Annotated in this window: 6 protein-coding genes; 5 read left to right on the top strand and 1 reads right to left on the bottom strand. The window is 60.3% G+C overall.

Annotated elements, in window-relative coordinates:
- Positions 1-400: 400 nt before the first annotated feature.
- From ACK543_RS07665 to fabB, 5 genes are all read left to right on the top strand, one after another.
- Entirely contained in the window at positions 401-1,024 is a 624-nt protein-coding gene (locus tag ACK543_RS07665) for an N-acetyltransferase family protein (RefSeq protein ID WP_409942257.1), read from the top strand.
- Positions 1,025-1,187: 163 nt separating this feature from the next.
- Positions 1,188-2,072 carry an HlyC/CorC family transporter gene (locus tag ACK543_RS07660; protein WP_409942256.1) on the top strand — a complete coding sequence of 295 codons (885 nt, stop codon included), beginning with the start codon at positions 1,188-1,190 and terminating at the stop codon, positions 2,070-2,072.
- Complete coding sequence (lnt, locus tag ACK543_RS07655; protein WP_409942255.1) at positions 2,072-3,697, top strand: apolipoprotein N-acyltransferase; 1,626 nt, start codon at positions 2,072-2,074, stop codon at positions 3,695-3,697. The genes ACK543_RS07660 and lnt overlap by 1 nt, the downstream gene beginning before the upstream one ends.
- A 130-nt stretch (positions 3,698-3,827) precedes the next feature.
- The gene (gene fabA, locus ACK543_RS07650; protein ID WP_409942254.1) at positions 3,828-4,352 is read left to right on the top strand and encodes a 3-hydroxyacyl-[acyl-carrier-protein] dehydratase FabA; all 525 of its coding nucleotides are present in this window, start codon (positions 3,828-3,830) and stop codon (positions 4,350-4,352) included.
- The gene (gene fabB / locus ACK543_RS07645) at positions 4,349-5,572 is read left to right on the top strand and encodes a beta-ketoacyl-ACP synthase I (RefSeq protein WP_409942253.1); all 1,224 of its coding nucleotides are present in this window, start codon (positions 4,349-4,351) and stop codon (positions 5,570-5,572) included. The genes fabA and fabB overlap by 4 nt, the downstream gene beginning before the upstream one ends.
- 53 nt (positions 5,573-5,625) lie before the next feature.
- Here fabB and ACK543_RS07640 read toward each other — a convergent pair.
- Positions 5,626-8,273 (bottom strand): tetratricopeptide repeat protein (locus ACK543_RS07640; RefSeq protein WP_409942252.1); only part of this gene is annotated, 2,648 nt, incomplete at its 5' end.

Here is an 8,273-nt window from a genome sequence, read left to right as displayed (position 1 = left end):
CGGCTGCAAATCGACCGCAGCGGTCCATTTTTAACCGCCTTTTTGCCCCATAGCTCGGCTATGGGGCTGCAAATTCGGCAAAAACTGTCCTCGCTGGGGCCGATTTTCGCTTTCGACGCTCCAAGTCCGACAGACTCCTAGCAAATGCATCCAACTGCCGTTTTTAGGTTGAAGCATTTCCAAAAAGCCCCGGCAGCTGATTTCGCCTGGGATGGGTGTTGCCTGGCTACTTTGTCGTGGCACGACAGAAAACGCTGGTCATTATTAAGGGAAAACCCTATATTCGACAACATGTTCGCACCAAAAGACCGGCTCAAGGCATCCTGGTACGCAGGCGGGGGCGCGCAACGCGACGGGTGCTCCCACAGTGGCTGAGCGCCGCGCCAAGCAGGAGGCTCCCATGATGGTCCCCATCCGTTCCCTGGGTCCCTCGCACCGCGAGCGGATCGCCCAGCATCTGCTGCGGCTCGGGCCTGACGACCGCTACCTGCGTTTTGGTTACGCTGCCAGCGATGCGCAGATTCGCCGCTACGCCGAGCAGCTGGACTTTGACCGTGACGAGATCTTCGGCATCTACAACCGCCGTCTCCAACTCATCGCCATGGCGCACCTGGCGTTTTCCGAGTGTCCCGAGCACCGGCAGTGCGCCGAGTTTGGTGTGTCGGTACTGAAGCAGGCCCGGGGGCGCGGATTGGGCGCAAGGCTGTTCGAGCGCGCCGTGGTGCACGCCCGTAACGCGGGGGTGAACATGGTGTTCATTCACGCGCTGTCGGAAAACACCGCCATGCTCAACATCGCCCGCAAGGCAGGGGCCACCGTGCGCCGCGACGGTTCCGAGTCCGAGGCCTATCTGCATCTTCCGCCCGCCCGTCTGGATACGCACATGACCGAGCTGGTCGAGCAGCACATTGGCGAGATGGACTACCAGATCAAGCGGCAGGCCAAGCAGTTTTGGGACTTTCTGGCCGCTTTGCAACAACTGCGCAGCGGCGTCCAGGACGCGCGCCACCAGGCGGCCGAGTAAGCCAAGCACTGGCTCAGATACCCCGTTGCGGCGCGCTTGGAGCCCCAGGCCGGGCTGCCCGCGTACTGGTCGCGCCGCTAGCTTGCGCCCGGCAGGGCGCGGCCCGGTCACAGCGATCCGCTATCCTAGGGGCCTGATTCACTACCGCACGTCGTGCACTCCAGTGTCTGACCCGCACCCCGCGCACCCTGGGCGACCGCCCGAGAGGGAAGACAAGCGCACCTTCCTTCAAAAAGTGGCCGAGTTCATCCACCCGGGGCCGGACTCCCGGGAAGAACTCATCGAAACCCTGGCCGATGCCGAAGACAACGACGTCATCGGGGCCGAATCCCGCGTCATGCTCGAGCGCGTGATCCGCATGGCCGACATGACCGCCCGCGATGTGATGGTGGCCTCGCCCCGCATGGATCTGATCCACATCGATGCGCCCCTGGAAGACCTGCTGCACCTCGTGATCACGACCGCGCACTCGCGCTTTCCGGTGTACCAGGGTGAGCGTGACAACATCATCGGCATCTTGATGGCCAAGGACCTGCTCAAGCTGCGGCGGGCCCCGGAGCTGAACATCCGCGCATTGCTGCGGCCCGCCGTGTTTGTGCCCGAGAGCAAGGGCCTGAACGACCTGCTGCGCGAGTTCCGTGGCAACCGCAATCACCTGGCCATCGTCATCGACGAGTTCGGCCGCGTGGCGGGGCTGGTGACCATCGAGGATGTGCTGGAACAGATCGTGGGCGAGATCGAGGACGAATTCGACATTCCCGAGGACAACGGCGACATCTTCGGCCTGGCCGACCGCACCTATCGCGTCAGCGGCGACACGCCAGTCGAGCGCGTGGCCGAGGCCTTTGACGTGGTGTTGCAGGGCAGTGACCCCGACGCGCAGTTCGACACCATCGGCGGGCTGATTGCCCACGAAATGGGCCACCTGCCGCGCCGTGACGAGCAGGTGCAGCTGGGCGGCTTGCAGTTTGTGGTGCTGCATGCCAAAGGCGGCGCAGTGCGCTGGTTCAAGGTATCGCGGCTGGACGACACCACCGCTGGCGGCTGATGGCGCAGCGCCCAACCGTCGCGGGGCTGCCCCTGGCTTGGCAATGCCTGCTGGCGCTGGGCGCGGGGCTGGCCCAGGCGGCTTCTCTGGCCTGGCCGGGCAGCGGCCAGCCGCTGTGGTGGCTGCAGATCGGCGCGATGATGGTCCTGGCCGCGCTGGTGCAGGCGGCCCGCCAGCATGGGGCGCCGTTCAGGCGGGGGGCGCTGCTGGGCGGGGTGTTCGCCACGGCCTGGCTGCTGGGTACCTTCTGGTGGCTGTTCATCTCCATGCATACCTATGGCGGGCTTGCCGCGGGGCTGGCCGTGGCGTCTGTGCTCGGGCTGGCTGCCTTCCTGGCCAGCTACTATGCGATCGGTTTAGGTGTTTTTTGCCGATACGCGCACGGCGGTATTGGCTTTGATGCTATTTTTTTCGGAGCAATATGGTTACTGGCTGAACTGGCCCGTGGCACGCTGTGGACCGGTTTCCCCTGGGGGGCCGCAGGCTACGCCCATGTGGACGGGCCCCTGGCCGTGCTGGCGCGCAGCGTGGGGGTGTTTGGCATCGGGGCTGTGGCGGCGGCGCTGGCGATGCTGCTGGTGCGCTGGCGCCCGGCGCATCTGCGCAGCGCTCGCGCCTGGGCCGTGACCCTGGGCCTGGTGGCGCTGTGGGGCGCTGCGGTGGCGCAGCGCCACTGTGCGGTCGAGCTGTGCCACACGCCTGCCACCCGCGCGGCCGCCCCGGTCACGCTGGAACTGCTGCAGGGCAACATCCCGCAGGACGAAAAGTTCCAGCCCGGCAGCGGGCTGCCGCTGGCGCTCAAGTGGTATGCCGACACCCTGCGCGATGCGACGGCCGAGCTGGTGGTGGCCCCCGAAACAGCGGTTCCGCTGCTGCCCCAGCAGCTCATGCCAGGCTATCTGGAAGGCATCGCCAGCCACTTCGCGCCGACCAGCCGTGCGGTGCTGCTGGGCATTCCGATGGGCGATGAGGTGCAGGGCTACACCAACTCGGTCCTGGGCATGGGCGCAGGCATGGGCGACGCGGCCTCGGCCTACCGCTATGACAAGCACCATCTGGTGCCGTTTGGCGAATTCATCCCGCCGTTCTTTCGGTGGTTCACGGCGATGATGAACATTCCCCTGGGCGACTTCGACCGCGGCGCGCTCGGGCAGCCCTCGTTCGTGTGGAAGGGGCAGCGCATTGCGCCCAACATCTGCTATGAGGACCTCTTTGGCGACGAAATCGGCGCGCGCTTCATGGAGCCAGCCGACGCGCCCACGGTGCTGGTCAACTTCAGCAACATCGGCTGGTTCGGTGATTCGCTGGCCATTGACCAGCACCTGCACATCAGCCGCATGCGCGCGCTGGAGTTTGAGCGCCCCATGGTGCGCGCCACCAACACCGGCGCGACGGCCATCATTGACCACCGTGGCGTGGTCACCCATGCGCTGCCCCGCCACACACGGGGGGTGCTGCGCGGCGAAGTGCACGGGCGCGGCATGGACGCAGCCAGCGGGTGGGCCATCACGCCGTACGCATGGTGGGTATCGCGCTGGGGTCATGCGCCACTGTGGCTGGCGGCCCTGATCGTGGTGGCGGCGACTGCGCTTATGGGGCGCGGGCGAGCCCCCCGAGGCGGTTGACGCAGCCTGCGACCCGCGACGCCTTGGTGTCATGCGATGCCTTGATAATAGAGGCTTGCAGACGCGGTCTTGCGGCTGAAAACATGATGAATTCAAGCGGAGACCCCGCGGTTGTGGAGCACGATTGACGATGGCTGATTCCTTTTCCTACGAACAACTGATTGCCTCAGGCGAAGGCCGGTTGTTCGGCGCAGACAGCGGCCGCCTGCCGCTGCCGCCCATGCTGATGTTTGACCGCATCACGCACATCGACAGCGACGGCGGCGCGCACGGTCTGGGATCGATTCGCGCCGAGCTCGACGTCAAGCCCGACCTGTGGTTCTTTGGTTGCCATTTCCAGGGCGACCCGGTCATGCCCGGCTGCCTGGGGCTGGATGCCATGTGGCAGCTCATCGGCTTTTACCTGACCTGGCTGCAACTGCCGGGCCGCGGCCGCGCGCTCGGTGCGGGGGAGGTCAAGTTCACTGGCGAGGTCGGCCCTGGCGTGAAACTGGTTACATACGAAATCGACATCAAGCGCGTCATCAAGCGCAAGCTGGTCATGGCCATTGGCGATGCCCGCCTGCTGGCCGACGGTAAGGAAATCTATGTCGCCAACGACCTGCGCGTGGGTTTGTTCAAGCGCGAGGACGACGGCAAGGACGCAGCAGCATGACCACCCCCAAGCGTGTAGTCATTACCGGCGCGGGCATCGTTTCGTGCATCGGTAACGACCTGGCCACCGTGGAGGCCTCGCTGCGCGCAGGCAAGAGCGGCATCAAGGCCGTGGACAAGTTCAAGGAACTGGGCCTGCGCAGCCAGGTGGGCGGCGTGCCCGAGATCGACATCGAGGCCCGCATTGACCGCAAGCAGCTTCGCTTCATGGGCGACGCGGCAGCCTATGCGCAGATCGCGCTGGAAGACGCCATCAAACAAGCCGGCTTGACGCCCGAGCAGGTCAGCCACCCCCGCACCGGCCTCATCATGGGCTCGGGCGGCGGCTCGCCCGCCAACCAGATCGAAGCCGCCGACACCCTGCGCGAAAAGGGCATCCGGCGCGTGGGCCCCTACCAGGTCACGCGCTGCATGAGCTCCACCGTGTCGGCCTGCCTGGCCACCAATTTCAAGGTCAAGGGCATCAATTACTCCATCACATCGGCCTGCTCCACCTCGGCTCACTGCATCGGCGCTGCCGCGCAGCAGATCGCCTGGGGCATGCAGGACGTGATGTTTGCCGGCGGCGGCGAGGAGCTGAGCTGGGGCATGTCGCTGCTGTTTGACGGCATGGGCGCCATGTCCAGCAAGTACAACGACACGCCCGAGCGCGCCTCGCGCGCGTACGACGCCAACCGCGACGGCTTTGTGATTGCCGGCGGTGGCGGTGCCGTGGTGCTGGAAAGCCTGGACCACGCCCTGGCCCGCGGCGCGACCATCCTGGCCGAAGTGGTGGGCTTTGGTGCCACCAGCGACGGCGAAGACATGGTGGCCCCTTCGGGCGACGGCGCCATCGCGTGCATGCAGCAGGCCATGCAGGGGCTCGATGCCCCCATCGACTACATCAACACCCACGGCACCTCCACCCCCGTGGGCGACATGCAGGAAGTGCGCGCCATGCGGGCGCTGTTTGGCGACAAGGTGCCGCCGTTCTCGTCCACCAAGTCGCTCACCGGGCACTCGCTGGGCGCCACCGGCGTGCAGGAGGCCATCTACTGCATGATCATGCTGAACAAGGGCTTCATCGCCGGTTCGGCCCATGTGGAAACACCCGACCCCGCGCTGGGCGACATGCCGCTGGTCACGCAAACCCGCGATGCCGCGCTGACCACGGTGCTGTCCAACAGCTTCGGCTTTGGCGGCACCAACGCCAGCCTGGTGATGCGCCGCTGGGTGGCCTGAGAACCTTCGCGTGTCGGATCTGATTAGTGAAGAAATCCTCTGCTTACCTTTCGCTAATTTGTCAGTAAGTCTACGTCGATATGGTCGGGCTGTTCCCCATGAAGGTGCCGCCGATGGATTTCTGAATAAGCTGCCTCCATGTTGCGTGCGAACAGCCGCCCATTGAACAAGGGTGACGTCAGTCGATTTTTCCCTACTTTGTCCCTGATCTCGGCAAGTTGTAATGGATCACTTGCCAGTTCAATCGCTCTTGCTTCATATTCCTGCCGGTTCTTGGTGATCAGTTCTGGCAGATCCATTGCCGATAGCAAGCTTGCTGCCACTCTTGCAGCAAATGATTCCCCCATTTGGGTCAGTACGGGGAGTCCAGCCCACAGTGCATCGCTCGCGGTTGTGTGTGCGTTGTATGGCAGGGTGTCAACGAACAAGTCAGCAGCGCGGTGCCGGGCCAGGTGATCTTCCAATGTCATGCGTGGTGCAAAGACCAGTCGGGCTGGATTTACCCCTCTTTTTTCTGCTTCTTTTCGCAAGTGTTTAGCGGCAGTGGGGTTGTCTTGTAATAGCCACAGGACACTGCCGTTCACTGTCTTAAGCAGTCGCATCCAGACGTCGAATGTTTCTGGAAGGATTTTGTAGTTATTGTTAAAACAGCAGAACACAAAGCCACTTTCGGGTAGCCCCAGCTCCTGGCGTGTGAAGACTTTGTCAGAGATTTTGCGCTTGGAGTCGTTGACTTGGTAGCTGTGAGGCAGATAGATGATTTTTTCAGTGTAGAAATCCTGACTCTCTCGCGGGATGAGGTTTTTGTCTGCAACGATGTAGTCAAAGTATGGCGCGGCTAAGGTTCCTGGATACCCAAGATAGTTGACTTGGAGTGGGGCACACCGTTCTGCGAAGATTCCTATTCTGGAATCTTGGGTAAAGCCTTTTAAGTCAACTGCAATGTCGATGCCAAGATCCATCGACATTTGAGCGATTTCACGATCGCTCTTTTTCGCGACATCGAAAAAATGACAAAAGGTACTGGAGATCCGGCTGCGCATCTCATCTTGCTTGTCAGGTCCGAAGGAGAAACCGTACAACTCAATCTTCCGTTTGTCATGCGCCTCAAACAACTCTGCCATCAAGAACGAGGTAGCATGGTTGTGAAAGTCAGCAGAGTAGTATCCGATTCGAATCTTTCCGTCTGAGGGTCGGTTTTTGAAGGGTTCTATTTTGCCAGGCGCAGGGTATTTTTCATTGGCATAAATCCTTGATGCCTTCATGTGAAGTGCAGGCTTATCCATCAGGCCTAATAAGGGAAATGGAGGAATCACCTTTTGATCTTTAGCAAGGGATGCTTCAAGCTCTTCCATTTGATTTTGTAGATTACTCCAATCGCATAGATGCATTTGAGTGTGTAGCTTGATTCCGTATAGAAAATCGTAGTCCGGTTTTAGAGTGATTGCATCGTTGTAGCTCAAAAGGGCCTCGTCAAGCAGCTTGAGTTCTTGCAGTGCAAGGCCGCGATTGTAAAAGGCATCAACATAATCAGATTTAAGGGAGATTGCCCTGTCGTAGCTCGACAGAGCGTCCTCGAATCGATAGAGTTCTTTCACTGCATTGCCGCGGTTGTTAAACGCATAAGCATGATCATTTTTGAGGGCGATTGCATTGTCGTAGTCCGATAGGGCGTCCTCTAGTCGCCTCATTTCTTTCAGCACAATGCCACGATTATTGAATGCATCGGCGTAATCTGGTTTTAGAGCGATTGCTTTGTCATAGCTCGATAGTGCATCTTCTTGTCGCAAGAGTTCGTGCAGTGTAATGCCACGGTTATAGAAGGCATCAATGTAATCTGGTTTGAGGGCGATTGCTTCGTGGTAGCTCGACAGGGCGTCCTCCAGTCGCTTCATTTCCTTCAGCACATTGCCACGATTATTAAATGCATCAGCGTAATCCGGCTTGAGGGTGATTGCCTTGTCGTAACTCGACAGCGCATCCTCTAGTCGTTTCATTTCTTTCAACACGTTGCCACGGTTGTTGAGCGCATCAGCATAATCTGGTTTGAGGGTGATTGCTCTGTCATAGCTCAACAGGGCATCATCGAGTAGTTTGAGTTCTTTCAGTGCAATGCCGCGGTGGTAGAATGCTGCAGCATAATCCGGCTTGAGGATGATGGCTTGGTTATGGCTCAGCACTGCATCGCCTGGGCGTTTGAGTTTTGTTAGCACAACGCCACGGTTATATAACGCATCCGCGTAATCCGGTTTGAGTGCGATGGCCTTGTCGTAGCTCAACAGTGCGGCCTCTAGATGCTTGAGTTCTTGCAATGCATTGCCGCGATTGTAAAATGCATCAGCATAATCAGGCTTGAGGGCAATTGCCTTGTCGAAGCTTAATATGGCCTCGTCGAAACGTTTGAGTTCTTGCAGCGCGTTGCCACGGTTGGAGAAGGCTGGCGCGCAGTTTGGATTAATCTCGATTGCTTTTCCGATGAGCTCTTCTGCCAGAGCTGGATTATTGCTCTGTGCAGCGATGACGCCAAGCAGATGCAATGCGTCAAAATGTTGCGGCTGTTTGGCAAGTACTTGTTCATATGCAGTCTTGGCCTGTGCTAGCTGCCCGCGCTGGTGTGAAGCCAAACCATGCTGAAAAACTATTGCTGTCTCTGGATCAAGCTCAACGAGCTGCGGTGCAGGTTGCTGTGATTGATTGGAAA

The organism is Acidovorax sp. (assembly GCF_046341535.1).
Classification (GTDB): Bacteria; Pseudomonadota; Gammaproteobacteria; order Burkholderiales; family Burkholderiaceae_C; genus Acidovorax.
The sequence above is the reverse complement of the archived record's forward strand: the minus strand, read 5'-3'. Positions and strand labels throughout refer to the sequence as shown.